This window comes from Agrobacterium sp. 10MFCol1.1, from assembly GCF_000381165.1.
GTDB lineage: Bacteria > Pseudomonadota > Alphaproteobacteria > Rhizobiales > Rhizobiaceae > Agrobacterium > Agrobacterium tumefaciens.
This window is the reverse complement of record NZ_KB906080.1, coordinates 1-14,881: the sequence shown is the minus strand read 5'-3', so window position 1 is coordinate 14,881 and position 14,881 is coordinate 1. Positions and strand designations below refer to the sequence as shown.

Here is a 14,881-nt window from a genome sequence, read left to right as displayed (position 1 = left end):
AAAAGCCCCGCAAAAGCGGGGCTTTTTTTGTGATGAAGTTTGCCGGTTACTTGGCATCATCCTCGGCCTTAAGCCGAGGATTTACCGCACGGTAATGACCCGCGCATCAGCCCTTTGCCGGCTTCGGTCCGCGCTTTTCGAAAGGCCGGTCCTTCTTGCCTTCGAATTTGGGCTTGTCGCCGAAAGTCTTTTTCTTTTTCCAGGGCTTGTCGTCGCCCTTGCGGTCGTCGGCTGCGCCGCCAGCATTATTGGGTTTGTTGAACTTCCGCTGGGCCGTGGCCGGGCGGGTGTCCTCACGAACACTGCCGGTCATTTCCGGCTTGCCTTCCAGCGCCTTCAGACGAATGCCCTTTTCGAGCATCATGTCCTTGCCGATGGCGGAGGTGAAACGATCGACGGCATCGGCCGCGAGTTCCACAAAGGTCTCCGTCTGCTGCATGCGGATGGCGCCGATATCCTGACGGGTGATCTTGCCGAAGCGGCAGAGCATGGGGATGAGCCAGCGCGGCTCTGCGCTCTGCTTGCGGCCCACCGAAAGCGAAAACCAAGCGCTGTCGGAAAAGTCGGAACGTTCGCGGCGCGGCGCGTCGTTTTCAGGGGTTTCGAAGCTGTCGCGGCGCGGTTTGCGGGTATTGTCCAGCGCGACTTCGGTGATGTCTTCCGGGGCGGAACGTCCGGCGTGGTAAAGGCGCACGAAGGCGGCTGCTACTTTTTCCGCGCCATGCTGCTCGAGCAGCTGCTTGACGAAATCACGCTCGTCATCGGCCACGGCCTCGGTGAGAGCCGGGTCGGCCAGGAGACGGGCGCCGTCGCGTTCAACGATCTCTTCGACCGAAGGCGGGCGAACCCATGCTGCGCTGACCTTGGCACCTTCCAGAAGGCGTTCGGCCTTGCGGCGCTGGTTGACAGGCACCACGATGGCGCTGACGCCCTTTTGCCCGGCGCGGCCGGTACGGCCGGAACGGTGGAGAAGCGTTTCCGAATTGGTCGGCAGGTCGGCGTGGATCACCAGTTCAAGGCCAGGCAGGTCGATGCCGCGTGCAGCAACGTCAGTCGCCACGCAAACCCGGGCGCGACCGTCACGCATTGCCTGAAGCGCATGCGTGCGTTCGTTCTGGGTCAGTTCGCCTGACAGAGCCACGACGGAAAAGCCGCGATTGTTCAGACGGGCCGTCAGATGGTTCACGGCCGCACGGGTGGAGCAGAAAACGATGGCGTTGCGGGCTTCGTAAAAGCGCAGCGCATTGATGATGGCGTTTTCGCGGTCGGAGCCGGTCACCAGCAAGGCGCGGTATTCGATGTCCACATGCTGCTTCTGTTCTGAGGCGGTGGCGATGCGAACGGCGTTCTTCTGGTAGCTTTCGGCAAGCTTGGCGATGCTGCGCGGAACGGTGGCCGAGAACATCAGCGTGCGGCGGTTATCCGGCGATTCTTCCAGAATGAATTCCAGATCTTCGCGGAAGCCGAGATCGAGCATCTCGTCGGCCTCGTCCAGTACCACGGCGCGTAGCGACGACAGATCGAGCGCGCCGCGCTTGATGTGGTCGCAGAGGCGGCCGGGGGTGCCGACGATAATATGCGCGCCTCGCTCCAGTGCGCGTCGTTCGCTGCGGATATCCATGCCGCCAACACAGGACGCAATCGATACGCCGGCGAATTCATAAAGCCATTCCAGCTCGCGCTTGACCTGCATGGCCAGTTCGCGGGTAGGCGCAATGGCGAGTGCCAGCGGCGCGGAAGCCTGGCCGAAACGGGTGTTTTCCGACAGTAGCGTGGTCGCGAGCGCAATGCCGAAGGCAACTGTCTTGCCGGAGCCGGTCTGCGCGGAAACCAGCGCGTCCTTGTCGGCAAGTTCCGGCGAAAGCATGGCCTTCTGCACGGGGGTCAAATCTTTGTAGCCGCGTTTTTCCAACGCCTGCGCGATCGCCGGGGCGATACCCTGGGTGTCTGTCATCTACCGTCTTTCGGATATGAAGCTGCCTGCATCCGCCCGAAACCAATAGGTCCTAAAGTCTCCGGGGCAGCCGATGCAGGCCATTACGGCCATCTGGCCGGTTGCATTGCCGCGCTCCATACTGCGAATAGGCCCGTTTGTACAGTGCACTGCGGTACGCTCTTTCACAGCGCCGCATGCGGTCGCCTATTCTATCCCGACATCTTCTTTCGTCGGGGCTATAAAAAAAGGCGTACCGCATGGTTCATAAACGGCATTGCGTGCCCCCCGCCTTTTCGCTAAGAGACCCGCAACTTGAGGCTCTTTATCAAAAAAAGAGCCGACTGGGTTTGTTCTTGTCCGCACCTGAAAAACGGCTGGCGGAAAAAAGGGATGGTACTGGTCAAGGCTATGGCTCGCATTGTCATGAAATTCGGCGGCACGTCCGTCGCGAACCTCGAACGCATTCACAATGTCGCACGGCATGTGAAACGCGAAGTGGATGCCGGCCATGAAGTGGCCGTGGTCGTTTCCGCCATGTCCGGTAAAACCAACGAGTTGGTGGACTGGGTGCAGAATGCTGCGAAGGTGGCCGGCGCCAACGCCGCCTCCTTTTACGATGCACGCGAATATGACGCGGTCGTTGCATCAGGCGAGCAGGTGACATCGGGTCTTCTGGCGATCACGCTGCAATCCATGGGCATCAATGCGCGCTCATGGCAGGGCTGGCAGATTCCGATCCGCACAGACAATGCACATGGCGCCGCCCGCATTCTCGAGATTGACGGTTCGGATATCGTCCACCGCATGGGTGAGGGCCAGGTTGCCGTTGTTGCCGGTTTCCAGGGCATCGGCCCGGATAACCGCATTGCGACGCTCGGTCGCGGCGGTTCGGACACATCAGCCGTTGCCATCGCCGCCGCCGTCAAGGCGGACCGTTGCGATATCTATACCGATGTCGATGGCGTCTATACCACCGATCCGCGCATCGAGCCCAAGGCTCGCCGCATGAAGAAGATCGCTTTCGAGGAAATGCTCGAAATGGCGTCTCTCGGTGCGAAGGTTCTGCAGGTTCGCTCCGTCGAGCTTGCCATGGTACACAAGGTGCGCACCTTCGTTCGCTCCAGTTTCGAGGATCCCGATGCGCCGGGCATGGGCGACCTCATCAACCCGCCCGGTACTTTGATTTGTGACGAGGAAGAAATCGTGGAACAGGAAGTCGTAACCGGCATCGCCTATGCCAAGGATGAAGCACAGATCTCGCTGCGCCGCGTGGCCGACCGTCCGGGCGTCTCCGCCGCGATCTTCGGGCCACTGGCCGAAGCGCATATCAATGTCGACATGATCGTGCAGAACATCTCCGAAGATGGGTCGCGCACCGACATGACCTTCACCGTTCCTTCTGGCGACGTTGCCAAGGCTCTGCGCGTTCTGGACGAGAACAAGGCCCAGATCGGCTTCGACGTTGCGCAGAACGAGACCGGCCTTGCCAAGGTTTCGGTCATCGGTATCGGCATGCGCAGCCATGCTGGCGTTGCTGCCAGCGCCTTCAAGGCGCTTGCCGAGAAGAACATCAACATCAAGGCCATCACCACCTCCGAGATCAAGATTTCGATCCTGATCGACGGTGCCTATGCCGAACTGGCCGTTCGCACTTTGCATTCTGCTTACGGTCTCGATAAGAACTAAGCTCGAGACATCGGTTCCCGATGCTCCGATTCTTCGGGGTTGCGTTCTTCCGATGTGGCGTTTCATGAAAGCGTGTCCCTTGCGGGACGCGCTTCTCGCGCTATAAATTTTTTAAATGACGTTTTGATTCTCGAATATTATGACATTCGGATCGGAAGCGTCGGGGAGCAAACGCGATGAGAGACCTTTCTGCAGGTCCGCGCGTCCTGCTAAAGCGGCTGCGCGAAATGATGGCGGAGCACCTTGAGCCGCAGGACCGTCTGGACCAGATCGTCCGTCAGATAGCCAGCAACATGGTGGCGGAGGTTTGCTCGGTCTACGTGCTGCGTTCCGACAGCGTGCTGGAGCTTTACGCTACCGAAGGTCTCAACAAGGATGCCGTGCATCTTGCCCAGCTGAAAATGGGGCAGGGTCTTGTCGGTACCATTGCCGCTTCCGCCCAACCTCTCAATCTTTCCGATGCGCAGGCGCATCCGGCTTTCCGCTATCTTCCTGAAACCGGTGAGGAAATTTATCATTCCTTCCTCGGCGTGCCGATTTTGCGCTCCGGTCGCACTCTTGGCGTTCTTGTGGTCCAGAACAAGGTCAGCCGAACATACCGGGAGGATGAAGTTGAAGCGCTCGAGACAACCGCGATGCTCATCGCTGAAATAGTGGCGAGCGGTGAATTGAAAAAGATCACCCGCCCCGGTGTGGAGCTGGACCTGACGCGTGCCGTTTCCATTGATGGCGATGCTTATGGCGAAGGCATCGGTCTTGGTCATGTCGTGCTGCATGACCCCCGAATCGTTGTCACCAATCTGCTGAATGAGGATGCCGATACCGAAATCCTGCGTCTTGCCGACGCGATCGGTTCGCTGCGCCTGTCGATCGACGACATGTTGCAGCGCCGCGACGTCCCGACCGAAGGCGAGCATCGCGAGGTTCTTGAGACCTACCGCATGTTCGCCCACGATCAGGGCTGGGTGCGGCGCATGGAAGAAGCTATCCGCAACGGCCTGACGGCGGAAGCTGCGGTCGAGAAAGTGCAGAGCGACACAAAGGCGCGCATGATGCGCCTGACTGATCCCTATCTTCGCGAGCGCATGCATGATTTCGACGATCTCGCCAACCGGCTGCTGCGCCAGCTGATCGGTTTCGGCGGTCGAAGCCCCGAGCATGATTTTCCACTGGACGCCATCGTTCTGGCGCGCGCCATGGGTGCCGCCGAATTGCTGGATTACCCGCGTGAGAAATTGCGCGGCCTGGTGCTCGAAGACGGTGCGGTGACGAGCCACGTCGTCATCGTGGCGCGCGCCATGGGCATTCCGATCATCGGGCAGGCGACGGGCATCGTCGCCCTCGCTGAAAATAACGATCCCATCATCATCGACGGCGATGACGGCCAGGTGCATTTGCGCCCGATGTCGGATTTGCAGCGCGCCTATGAGGAAAAGGTGCGCCTGCGTGCCAAGCGCCAGGAGCAGTTCCGCGCGCTTCGCAATGTCGAGCCGATCACCAAGGATGGCCAGAAGGTCAACCTCAAGATGAATGCGGGTCTTCTCGTAGATCTGCCGCAGCTCGAGGAATCCGGCGCCGATGGCATCGGCCTGTTCCGCACCGAGCTGCAGTTCATGATCGCCTCCAACATGCCCAAGGGCGAGGAGCAGGAAGCGTTCTACAGGTCCGTCTTGCGGCAGGCCAAGGGCAAGAGCGTTACCTTCCGCACGCTGGATATTGGCGGCGACAAGGTCGTTTCCTATATGCGCGGCCAGGAAGAGGAAAACCCGGCGCTGGGCTGGCGGGCGATCCGCCTGTCGCTCGACCGCCCGGGTCTGATGCGCACGCAGATGCGCGCGCTTCTGCGTGCTGCCTCAGGTGCTGAACTACGCATGATGTTGCCGATGGTGACGGAGGTTTCCGAAATCCGCGCCGCGCGCGATCTGCTTCAGAAGGAAGTGCAGCATCTTTCGAAATTCAGTCATGCGCTTCCGAAAAAGCTGCAATTTGGTGCGATGCTGGAAGTGCCTTCGCTGATGTGGCAGCTCGATGAGCTGATGCAGGAAGTGGATTTCGTCTCCGTCGGTTCGAACGACCTGTTCCAGTTTTCGATGGCGGTCGATCGCGGCAATGCAAGGGTTTCGGATCGTTTCGACAATCTTGGCAAGCCGTTCCTGCGCATTCTGCGCGATATCGTGCGCGCTGGCGAAAAGCACCACACCTCGGTCACGCTTTGCGGCGAAATGGCAAGCAAGCCACTTTCGGCCATGGCTTTGATCGGCCTTGGTTTCCGTTCGGTTTCCATGTCGCCGACGGCGATTGGTCCCGTCAAGGCCATGCTTCTCGGGCTTGATGCCGCGAGCCTTGCCGATGAGCTGAACGCTGCGCTCGACGATCATAATTCGCTGGAAAGCGCGCGCGAGGTGTTGTTACGCTTTGCCGCGACGCATTCCATTCCCATTTAAAAGACCTGTTTCATAATCGGAGTGACTGGTGGCGAAGCTTCCCGTCGAAAAAATGCGCGAGTTGGAAAGGCGTTTCGGAGAGATCGAAGCGCGGATGTCGGCTGGTCCGGCAGCGGATGTCTATGTGAAGCTGGCTTCGGAATATTCCGAACTTGAGCCGGTGGTGAAAAAAGTCCGCGAATACGAAAAGGCGGTCTCCGAGGCCGCCGATCTCCAGGCGCTGCTTGCCGACAAGACGACCGACAAGGACATGCGCGATCTGGCGGAAATGGAGCTGCCGGAGGTCGAGGCCCGAATCGCCGAGCTTGAGAAGGAAATGCAGGTCCTGCTGCTTCCCAAGGATGCGGCGGACGAAAAAAGCGCCATCCTCGAAATCCGCGCAGGCACGGGCGGATCCGAAGCGGCACTTTTCGCCGGCGATCTGTTTCGCATGTATGAGCGCTTCGCTTCAGCCAAGGGCTGGAAAGTTGAAGTTCTTTCCGCAAGCGAAGGCGAGGCGGGCGGTTACAAGGAAATCATCGCCACGATCAGCGGGCGAGGGGTGTTTTCCAAGCTGAAATTCGAATCCGGCGTGCACCGGGTGCAGCGCGTGCCGGAAACAGAAGCGAGCGGCCGCATCCACACCTCGGCAGCCACTGTTGCCGTGCTGCCGGAGGCGGAGGATATCGATGTCGAAATTCGCCCGGAAGATATCCGTATCGACACGATGCGCGCTTCGGGCGCAGGCGGCCAGCACGTCAATACCACTGACTCCGCCGTTCGCATCACCCATCTTCCGACGGGTTTGATCGTTACCAGTTCTGAAAAGTCGCAGCACCAGAACCGCGCCAAGGCCATGCAGGTTCTGCGTTCGCGTCTTTACGACATCGAGCGACAGAAGGTGGAAAGCGAGCGTTCAGCCGACCGCAAGAGCCAGGTCGGTTCCGGCGACCGTTCCGAGCGCATCCGCACTTACAATTTTCCGCAGGGGCGGGTCACTGATCACCGCATCAACCTGACCCTCTACAAGCTCGACCGGATGATCGAAGGCGAGATCGACGAGCTTGTCGACGCGCTGATTGCTGATTATCAGGCCGGTCAGCTTGCCCAGCTTGGCGAACAACAGCTTTGAGTGGCGGCGCTGACGGGACCGTTTCGACCGAGCTTGCCGCAGCCCGCAAACGGCTGCAGGCGGCGGGCATCGCCGATCCGCTGCTTGATGCGCGCCTGCTGGTCGCCGACGTAACCGGTTTTTCACTGACCGATTTCGTGATGAAACCGGACCATCCCGTCACTCGGGAAGAAAGCGCCCGTATCGCCGCCATGGTCGAAAGGCGCGCAGGCGGAGAGCCAGTCCATCGTATTCTCGGCCACCGCGAATTTCACGGGCTCGATCTTCTTTTATCGACGGAGACGCTCGAACCCCGCCCGGATACGGAAGTTCTCGTCGATACGCTGTTGCCTGCGTTGAAAAAAATTGTTGCCGACAAGGGCAGTGCGCGCATTCTGGATCTGGGTACGGGCACGGGTGCGATCTGTCTGGCGCTTCTCAAGGAATGTCCGGAAGCAACTGGCGTCGGCAGCGATATCTCCGCCGATGCGCTGGAAACCGCAGCGAAAAACGCTGCCCGAAATGGTCTCGCCTCGCGTTTTGAAACCATGCGTAGCGACTGGTTCAAAAAAATCTCTGGCAGGTTTGACATAATTGTGTCGAATCCGCCTTATATAAGAAGTGACATCGTCACAACGCTAGACCGAGAGGTTCGCTATCACGATCCGATGGCGGCGCTGGACGGAGGTCAGGACGGCCTTGCACCGTACCGCCTCATCGCTGCCGACGCAGGCCGCTTTCTTGTGGAAAACGGGATTGTCGGTGTGGAGATCGGTTTCGATCAAAGGCTTGATGTTTCCGCTATATTTGCTTCCCACGGCTTCTCTCTTCTCGACGCCGTGAAGGATTATGGCGACAACGACAGAGTTTTGACCTTCCGGAGATAGTTGTTCGCGATACGTCTGCGGATTATTTGCAAGGATATTTTGCACAGCAAAAGAAAAGGCTTGGATTTCCGCATGAAGCGGGATAGTTTGCCGCCACATGCCGGGTGGCTGAGGACGAATTTAGATTCGTCAGGGTATGGGTCAGTCCCGAAGCGGGTTCTTTTGAGAGCCCTGAAGGCTGGGCGTTTCCGGCATGTGAATCAGTAAACTTTGTTCGCAGGTGGCTCGTTGCAGCATTTTGCGCGACCGGTCGTCATACGCGGGGTCTTGTCTGGGGTTATCTCCAGCAGGGCGCGTAATGGAGCAATTTCAGGAAAAGTTTCCAGCGGTTTTCCGCCCGGAATTGCATGAAAATAACCAGATTGTCAGCAAAACAGAATTCAGGTGAGCAATTGATGAGGCCAGGACAGCAAAACAAGCGCGGCCGGGGGCGTGGAAGCAACAACAACAATAACAATGGTGGCGGTAACAACAACAACTTCAACCGCAAGGGCGGTAACCCGCTTACCAGGACTTATGACAGCTCCGGTCCCGATGTTAAAATTCGTGGCACAGCCCAGCACATAGCGGAAAAATACGCCACCCTTGCGCGGGACGCGCAGAGTGCTGGCGACCGTGTGATCGCTGAAAACTATCTGCAGCACGCTGAACACTACAATCGTATCATCGCCACCGCTCAGGCCCAGATGCAGGAGCGTTTCCAGCGCGACGACCGTGGCGAATACAATGCTTCGGATGCCGACGATATGGATATGAACGACGGTGACGATGGTGCACCGCAGCAGCAGTTCGAACAGCCGGAACGGGTTCAGCAGCCGGAGCGCCAGGAACGGCAGGAGCGCACCGAGCGTTCCGAGCCGCGTCAGGAACGCCGTGAGCGCCCGGACCGCCGTGAACGGCAGGAGCGCCAGCCGCGCCAGCCGCAGGCTTCGGACGAACGGCAGCAGCCGGTATACGACGCCAGCCAGGCGCCTCAGCCCGTCATCGAAGGCACGCCTATGGAAGTGGCCGTCGAGGAACAGCAGCAGCAGACGGAAGCGCCAGCGACTGAACGCGCACCAAAGGCCCGCCGCGCCACTGGCCCACGCCCGCGTCGCCCGCGCCGCGCCGCAACCGCGGAAGGTGCTGAGGGTGCCGAAGGCGGAGATACGCCAGCCGGTGATGAGGCAACACCTGCCACGCTCGAAAACGCTGCTGAATAAGCAGGGTTTTCAAAATACCACGCGATTGAAAAAACTCCGGCTTGCCGGAGTTTTTGTTTTTGGGGTCGGGTGTAAAAGCTTGGGCGCTTTTCGAAGGGGGCAATCGCGGCAAACAGTCGTGACGCTTATCAAGTCCGGCTAAAATTTCCCCGGCAGTCGTTTTCCTCCTCTTTAAACCGATGAAAATGCCTCCCATATTCGTGCGGTAAGGACGGATGCCGCATGCAGCGGTAACCGTCCATCAAGAGGCGGCAATCGTGAAATCTGTAAAACGCGACTGCCGTAGCGGGGCTTGCCTTTGAGGGAGCCTCAACCCAAACACCCGGATCCGTGCCGAAATCGGGCGGGCCGGTATATGGAGGTTCGACTATGAATATTGAAAAATACTCCGAGCGCGTTCGCGGCTTTCTGCAATCGGCGCAGACGTTTGCGCTTGCGGAAAATCACCAGCAGTTTTCTGCCGAACATGTGCTGAAAGTTCTGCTTGATGACGAGCAGGGCATGGCAGCATCGCTGATCGAGCGGGCTGGCGGCGACGCCAAGGAAGTGCGCTTGGCCAACGATGCGGCACTGGCGAAATTGCCCAAGGTTTCCGGCGGCAATGGCGGCCTTTCCCTTACGGCTCCACTTGCGAAAGTATTCTCGACTGCGGAAGAACTCGCGAAGAAGGCTGGTGACAGTTTCGTCACCGTCGAGCGTCTTTTGCAGGCGCTGGCGATCGAAAACTCTGCTTCCACCTCGGCGTCCCTGAAAAAGGGCGGCGTGACGGCGCAGGCGCTCAATCAGGTCATCAATGAAATCCGCAAGGGCCGCACGGCTGACAGCGCCAATGCCGAACAGGGCTTCGACGCGCTGAAGAAGTTCGCGCGCGACCTGACGGAGGAAGCCCGCGAAGGCAGGCTCGACCCGGTGATTGGCCGTGACGACGAAATCCGCCGGACCATTCAGGTGCTTTCACGCCGCACCAAGAACAATCCCGTGCTGATCGGTGAACCCGGCGTCGGTAAAACGGCGATCGCCGAAGGTCTTGCGCTGCGCATCGTCAATGGCGATGTGCCCGAAAGCCTCAAAGACAAGAAGCTTATGGCGCTGGATATGGGTGCGCTGATCGCTGGCGCGAAGTATCGCGGCGAGTTCGAGGAGCGTCTGAAGGCGGTCCTGAACGAAGTGCAGGCGGAAAATGGCGGCATTATCCTGTTCATCGACGAGATGCACACGCTGGTCGGTGCCGGCAAGGCCGATGGCGCCATGGATGCGTCCAATCTGCTGAAGCCCGCCCTTGCCCGAGGTGAACTGCACTGCGTTGGCGCCACCACGCTGGATGAATATCGCAAGCACGTGGAAAAGGATCCGGCCCTTGCCCGTCGTTTCCAGCCGGTGCTCGTAGATGAGCCGACCGTTGAGGACACGATCTCGATCCTGCGCGGCCTGAAGGAAAAATACGAACAGCACCACAAGGTCCGAATTTCGGATTCGGCCCTGGTTGCAGCTGCAACGCTTTCCAACCGCTACATTACCGACCGGTTCCTGCCCGACAAGGCAATCGACCTGATGGACGAAGCCGCTTCGCGCCTTCGCATGCAGGTGGATTCCAAGCCGGAAGAACTGGACGAACTGGATCGCCGGATCATTCAGCTCAAGATCGAACGCGAAGCCTTGAAGCAGGAGACGGATCAGTCATCCGTCGACCGCCTGAAGAAGCTCGAGGACGAACTGGCCGACACCGAAGAAAAGGCCGATGCCCTGACGGCCCGCTGGCAGGCGGAAAAGCAGAAGCTGGGCCATGCCGCAGACCTCAAGAAGCGGCTGGACGATGCCCGCAACGAACTGGCAAGTGCCCAGCGTAACGGCCAGTTCCAGCGCGCCGGTGAATTGACCTATGGCATCATTCCGGGCCTCGAAAAGGAACTGGCTGCAGCGGAAGCGCGTGACAGCAGCGGTGCTGACTCGATGGTTCAGGAAGTGGTGACGGCGGACAATATCGCCCACATCGTTTCCCGCTGGACCGGCATTCCTGTCGACAAGATGCTGGAAGGCCAGCGCGAGAAGCTGCTGCGCATGGAAGACGATCTTGCCAAGTCCGTGGTTGGGCAGGGCGAGGCCGTGCAGGCTGTTTCCAAGGCGGTTCGCCGTTCGCGCGCGGGTCTTCAGGATCCGAACCGGCCGATCGGCTCGTTCATCTTCCTCGGCCCGACGGGCGTGGGCAAGACCGAGCTGACCAAGTCGCTCGCCCGGTTCCTGTTCGACGACGAGACCGCGATGGTTCGCCTCGACATGTCGGAATTCATGGAGAAACACTCCGTTGCCCGGCTTATCGGTGCGCCTCCCGGCTATGTCGGTTACGAAGAGGGCGGTGCGTTGACGGAAGCGGTTCGCCGCCGGCCCTATCAGGTCGTGCTGTTTGACGAGATCGAGAAAGCGCATCCGGACGTGTTCAACGTCCTGTTGCAGGTGCTGGATGATGGCCGCCTGACCGATGGTCAGGGCCGCACCGTCGATTTCAAGAACACCATCATCATCATGACCTCGAACCTCGGTTCGGAATTCATGACGCAGATGGGCGACAATGACGATGTGGATTCGGTTCGTGACTTGGTGATGGAGCGTGTCCGGTCGCATTTCCGGCCGGAATTCCTCAACCGTATCGACGATATCATCCTCTTCCATCGCCTGCGGCGCGACGAGATGGGTGCGATCGTGGAGATCCAGCTCAAGCGCCTCGTCTCGCTTCTGGGTGATCGCAAGATCACGCTCGAACTGGATGAGGATGCCCGCAACTGGCTTGCCAATAAGGGTTACGATCCGGCCTATGGCGCACGTCCGCTGAAGCGTGTGATCCAGAAGACCGTTCAGGACAGGCTCGCCGAAATGATTCTCGGCGGCGAGATCCCGGACGGATCGCGGGTCAAGGTGACCTCTGGCACCGACCGGCTGCTTTTCAAGGTCAAGCCCCCAAAGGGTGAGGCCGAGACTGAAACCGCTGATGCGGCATAAAACGAAAGGGCTCCGGTAACGGAGCCCTTTTTCGTATAGCGGTCCCTCTGGTCACGAGGCCCGGCGGACTAACGGCTCGCCACCTGATTGGGTTTTTCTTCGATGTTGAGTAGATTGTCGATCCGCTTTCTCTCGTCGGAGAACCGCGCGAGCGCGACGCCGGAAAGCGATTTGCCGCCCGGCAGACGCACTTTCATCGCGTCCACTTTCGTGCCGTTAACGATCAGCTCGTAATGCAGATGCGCGCCGGTCGAAAGGCCGGTCGAACCGACATAACCGATTACCTGGCCCTGCCGGACCTTTGAACCCTCGGTGACACCCTTGGCGATGGCGCTCTGGTGGTTATAGGAGGAGACGTAGCCATTGGCGTGGCGGATCAGGGTCTGGTTGCCGTAACCGGAGGCCCAGCCGGCCTTTTCGACAGTGCCGTTGCCTGTCGCGATGATCGGCGTGCCGCGGGCTGCCGCCCAGTCGGTGCCGGTATGCATGCGGCTGAATTTCAAAACGGGGTGGCGGCGCATGCCGAAACCTGATGTCATACGGCCGTTCGGAACCGGATTGCGCAACAGGAACTGCCGGATGCTCTTACCGTTCTCGTCGAAATAGTCGATGCTGTTATCGTCCGGGTTCTGGAACCGGTAAAACCGCGTCTCGTTATCGCCGAACTTGGCGTTGACGTAGAGCAGTTCGGACTTGTCCGTCGCCTTGCCATCCGCATCTTCCACGGAGAAGAAGGCCTCCAGCGTATCTGCCGGTTTCAACTGCGCCTGAAAATCGACGCTGCTGGCCAAAAGCTTGATGAGCTGGGAGACCATGCCCTGATTCATGCCATAGGCCAGAGCCGCCCGGTAAACGCCATCGTAGACGCTGGGCAGATCGCGGCCGGCGGCCGGTGCCGGGGTGCTGTCAAAGGCCGTCGCCACCGCGTCGAGCTTCGGCGGTTCGCTGGCCTTGATGAAATTCTTGCGATCGTCCACGGCCATGGTGACCATGTGGCGACCCTTGCGATAAAGGCTTACGCGTACGATGTCGCTTTTGTCGTCTTCCTGAATAATGCCGACGCGGAGCACATCGCCGCTTTCGACATTGTTCGACTGGAGTTGCGGTGACAACAGGCCAGCGATTTCGGAGGATTGCGCCTTCGAATAACCCGCGCCGAATAGAGCGGCTTCGATGGTTTCGGTCTGGCGGGCAGGGATAACGTCGTCGGCATATTCCTTGACCGGAACCGAGGGCGATTGAGGGGTCGAAACCGACATATTCTGTTCGACGACACGTGCGGCAAGACCGGCGGTGATATCGACATCACCCTCATCATTATCGAAACGACGGGGGTCGATGTAATAGAGCGCTGCAAGCTGCTCATTACCATCTGTCAGGATCGAGCCGTTCGAGCGCACTGCCTCCTCCACCTCGTCGAAGCTCAGGGAGCCGGCGAAGGGATACTTGGAGTGCTGGATCGGAAAGGCGACCGTTTTCAGGCTGACTTCGGATTCGACCTCGGAGCCGTAGATTGTGCCCGTGCGGCTCGGCGCCGGCGCCGGGGCGTCCTTGTCGTCACCGCTTGCGAAAATGTTCAGGGGATCGAAGGCGGGATAATCGTCCTGTTTGGCGTAGTTGGACGCCAGCGGAATTTTGACGTGGGAGAAGGGAACCTTGCGGACCACTTCCTTGTCGCCCTCGTTGATAACGGTGGAGACTTCCATGATCGACCGGTCCGAGGGCCGGGCCGCAATATTGGGCGCAATGAGGCGTGTGCCGCGGCGTGCCGCTTCCGCGGTATTGTTGCCCATATCCGCCTTGGCGAAGGCCTCGGCCGGAATGGCAAGCTGCTGGCGGCCATCGAGAGCTGCAAACAGCGCAACACCCATCAATATGGAAGAGGTAATGCCGGTAAGGAACGTGCCGGAAAGCCATCTGAGCGAAATCTCACGGCGATCGGGTGCACGGCGCCCTTCCGCCAGAATTGGCGGTTCCGTGCCTAGCGACCGGATCACGTTGCGATCCGCAGTCATACTAGCTGTGCCCCGTCGGTCATGCGCTCTCCAGAAACTTCAGGCGAAGGTGTGCAACTTTCAAAGCCGTGAGTCAAATTGATCGGCACCCTCAATAGATATGCCGGCAACAGGCTCGCGCGCGTGCCCGCATTAACGTTTTGTTGGCAAAGCAATTAGCGAGGAGTCGGGCCAAAACAAGGCGCAGCACCATTCATATGGGTTAAGACGGCATTCCCTTGTTGAAAATCGGTCTGTTGGTGGAGGTCAATGGGAGGTACAATCTCGAAAAATCAAAAATCTCCTTTAAAATCAATGATCTGAATGTTTTTTTTAGAATTTGTATTTTGGTGTGTTGACTTGTTTGAGGGTGATCTCTTATAAGTCCGCTCACTGAACGAGGGCGGCGGCGCTGCTGGCGACGAAGTCTTTCGTTCTAAAGAAATCAGGTTGATGAGCTGACTGCTTGTTGTTTTCCAGGGGCTTTTAGCTTTTGGGGTTTGATTTTGTGACTGCCATGAGCGGTCTGTTTTTTGACAATTGAATATGAGAAGAAAGAGAAACGTGGGCGGCGAAGCTTGCGGGGTCTGAAGGAATTCAGGCTCTGATTGAATAGACTTTGACGGTCACGTTTTAATGAGACAACAC

The 14,881-nt window shown here is 59.0% G+C and carries 9 protein-coding genes; 6 read left to right on the top strand and 3 right to left on the bottom strand.

Annotation, left to right across the window (positions count from 1 at the left end):
* Positions 1 to 106: 106 nt before the first annotated feature.
* Positions 107 to 1,954 (bottom strand): DEAD/DEAH box helicase, encoded by a 1,848-nt coding sequence (locus tag F617_RS0120110; RefSeq protein WP_004432087.1) that lies wholly within the window; start codon positions 1,952 to 1,954, stop codon positions 107 to 109.
* Between the two features lie 390 nt (positions 1,955 to 2,344).
* Between F617_RS0120110 and F617_RS0120105 the strand changes: the two genes are divergently transcribed.
* The 6 genes from F617_RS0120105 to clpB all read left to right on the top strand — a co-directional run bounded on the left by F617_RS0120105 (position 2,345) and on the right by clpB (position 12,239).
* Positions 2,345 to 3,622, top strand: coding sequence for an aspartate kinase (locus F617_RS0120105; RefSeq protein WP_004432098.1), 1,278 nt, complete (start codon positions 2,345 to 2,347; stop codon positions 3,620 to 3,622).
* A 176-nt stretch (positions 3,623 to 3,798) separates the two neighbouring features.
* Positions 3,799 to 6,066, top strand: coding sequence for a phosphoenolpyruvate--protein phosphotransferase (gene ptsP, locus F617_RS0120100; RefSeq protein WP_004432101.1), 2,268 nt, complete (start codon positions 3,799 to 3,801; stop codon positions 6,064 to 6,066).
* Positions 6,067 to 6,094: 28 nt separating this feature from the next.
* On the top strand, positions 6,095 to 7,177 hold the full coding sequence (gene prfA, locus F617_RS0120095) for a peptide chain release factor 1 (RefSeq protein ID WP_019566497.1): 1,083 nt from the start codon (positions 6,095 to 6,097) through the stop codon (positions 7,175 to 7,177).
* The gene (prmC, locus tag F617_RS0120090) at positions 7,174 to 8,043 is read left to right on the top strand and encodes a peptide chain release factor N(5)-glutamine methyltransferase (RefSeq protein ID WP_019566496.1); all 870 of its coding nucleotides are present in this window, start codon (positions 7,174 to 7,176) and stop codon (positions 8,041 to 8,043) included. Before prfA ends, prmC begins: the two co-directional genes overlap by 4 nt.
* 395 nt (positions 8,044 to 8,438) lie before the next feature.
* Entirely contained in the window at positions 8,439 to 9,245 is an 807-nt protein-coding gene (locus F617_RS0120080) for a DUF4167 domain-containing protein (RefSeq protein ID WP_004432110.1), read from the top strand.
* Positions 9,246 to 9,614: 369 nt separating this feature from the next.
* On the top strand, positions 9,615 to 12,239 hold the full coding sequence (gene clpB, locus F617_RS0120075; RefSeq protein WP_019566494.1) for an ATP-dependent chaperone ClpB: 2,625 nt from the start codon (positions 9,615 to 9,617) through the stop codon (positions 12,237 to 12,239).
* Positions 12,240 to 12,307: 68 nt separating this feature from the next.
* Here the strand turns inward: clpB and F617_RS0120070 are convergent, their stop codons facing one another.
* Both F617_RS0120070 and F617_RS28780 read right to left on the bottom strand, forming a co-directional pair.
* Positions 12,308 to 14,254 carry a M23 family metallopeptidase gene (locus F617_RS0120070; protein ID WP_004432116.1) on the bottom strand — a complete coding sequence of 649 codons (1,947 nt, stop codon included), beginning with the start codon at positions 14,252 to 14,254 and terminating at the stop codon, positions 12,308 to 12,310.
* A gap of 424 nt (positions 14,255 to 14,678) precedes the next feature.
* The coding region (locus F617_RS28780) for a hypothetical protein (protein ID WP_210162167.1) at positions 14,679 to 14,881 on the bottom strand (203 nt) is incomplete at its 5' end.

What these genes read in the sequence shown, in the direction of transcription:
- F617_RS0120080 (WP_004432110.1), top strand. Translation starts at nt 8,439, where the DNA reads ATGAGGCCAGGACAGCAAAACAAGCGCGGCCGGGGGCGTGGAAGCAAC.
- F617_RS0120070 (WP_004432116.1), bottom strand. Translation starts at nt 14,254, where the DNA reads ATGACTGCGGATCGCAACGTGATCCGGTCGCTAGGCACGGAACCGCCA.
- F617_RS0120105 (WP_004432098.1), top strand. Translation starts at nt 2,345, where the DNA reads ATGGCTCGCATTGTCATGAAATTCGGCGGCACGTCCGTCGCGAACCTC.
- ptsP (WP_004432101.1), top strand. Translation starts at nt 3,799, where the DNA reads ATGAGAGACCTTTCTGCAGGTCCGCGCGTCCTGCTAAAGCGGCTGCGC.
- F617_RS0120110 (WP_004432087.1), bottom strand. Translation starts at nt 1,954, where the DNA reads ATGACAGACACCCAGGGTATCGCCCCGGCGATCGCGCAGGCGTTGGAA.
- clpB (WP_019566494.1), top strand. Translation starts at nt 9,615, where the DNA reads ATGAATATTGAAAAATACTCCGAGCGCGTTCGCGGCTTTCTGCAATCG.